The sequence below is a fragment of the uncultured Amaricoccus sp. genome, assembly GCF_937858865.1.
GTDB lineage: Bacteria > Pseudomonadota > Alphaproteobacteria > Rhodobacterales > Rhodobacteraceae > Amaricoccus.
In genome coordinates this window covers 1-1,136 of record NZ_CALLYO010000247.1, presented here as the reverse complement: position 1 = coordinate 1,136, position 1,136 = coordinate 1, and the positions used below count along the sequence as shown (strand labels likewise).

Here is a 1,136-nt window from a genome sequence, read left to right as displayed (position 1 = left end):
ATCGCCTGCGCGCTGAAACCCAAGCTGCTGATCGCCGACGAGCCGACCACGGCGCTCGACGTCGTGCTCCAGGCGCAGATCCTCGACCTGCTGCGCGACCTGCCCGAGGAACGGAAGATGGGCCTGCTCTTGATCTCGCACGACCTCGCCGTCGTCGCCGACATGGCCGACCGCATCACCGTCATGCGCCATGGCGGGGTCATGGAATCGGGCGCGGCGGCGACGATCCTCGCGGTCGCCGAGGGCGAGCGGATGATGACGCGGCCCGTCCGGCAGGTGCGGAGGCCGATGTGGGCATGACCTGGCATCGCCCCTCCGAGGCCGTCTGCCGCACCCCGCGCTGGCGGGCGCTGCGGTTGCAGGCGCTCCGGCGCGACGGCTTCCGCTGCTGCGACTGCGGCGCGCGGGGCCGGCTCGAAGTCCACCACGTCGAGCCGGTGCGGACGCATCCCGAGCTTGGCTTCGACCTCGGCAACCTTCGGAGCCTCTGCGGCTCCTGCCACGCGCAGGTTACGCGCGTCGAGATGGGGGGCGCACCCCTCAGCCCGGCGCGCATCGAATGGCGAAACGCCGTCCGCCAGCTCGAAAGAGGCGGCACCCCGAGCAGTAGGAGACGAACATGCTCGCAAGCGTGACCATCGCGCGCCGCCAGTCGGAAATCCGGCAGGCGCTCGCGGAACTCGTCGGGAAGGACACCCCGAGCGAGGCAGAGACCCGTTCCATGGAGACCATGGATGCGGAATACCGATCCAATGAGACCCGTTACAGGGCCGCCCTGATCGCCGAGGACGAGGAGCGGCGCGAGGCCGGGGCCGACCTGGAGACCCGCGACGGGAAGGCCTGGGCCGACCTTGTGGCGGCCTACGAGGTGCGGCAGGCGGTGCTCTTCCTCGATGAGGGCAGGCAGCCGACCGGGCAGACGGCCGAGGTGATGCAGGAGATGCGCTCCTCGGGCTCCTACCGCGGCTGCCCGGTTCCGTGGGCGGCGCTGGAGCGGCGCGCGGGCGAGACGGTCGCCTCGGGCATCTTCGACCCCAAGCAGGTGCGGCCGGTCATCGACCGCCTCTTCCCGGACAGCATCGCGGCCCGCATGGGGGCGCAGATGATTAGCATCGACACCGGGCTCGTCGAATACC

The 1,136-nt window shown here is 70.9% G+C and carries 1 protein-coding gene and 2 pseudogenes; all 3 read left to right on the top strand.

Features of this window, described 5'->3' with window-relative positions; translation table 11 throughout:
• A pseudogene (locus Q0112_RS06835) lies at positions 1-228 on the top strand (microcin ABC transporter ATP-binding protein); the annotation flags it as partial.
• Positions 229-296: 68 nt separating this feature from the next.
• Complete coding sequence (locus Q0112_RS06830) at positions 297-635, top strand: HNH endonuclease signature motif containing protein (protein ID WP_297973114.1); 339 nt, start codon at positions 297-299, stop codon at positions 633-635.
• Positions 620-1,136, top strand: a pseudogene (locus Q0112_RS06825) (phage major capsid protein); the annotation flags it as partial. The gene Q0112_RS06830 and the pseudogene Q0112_RS06825, both read left to right, overlap by 16 nt.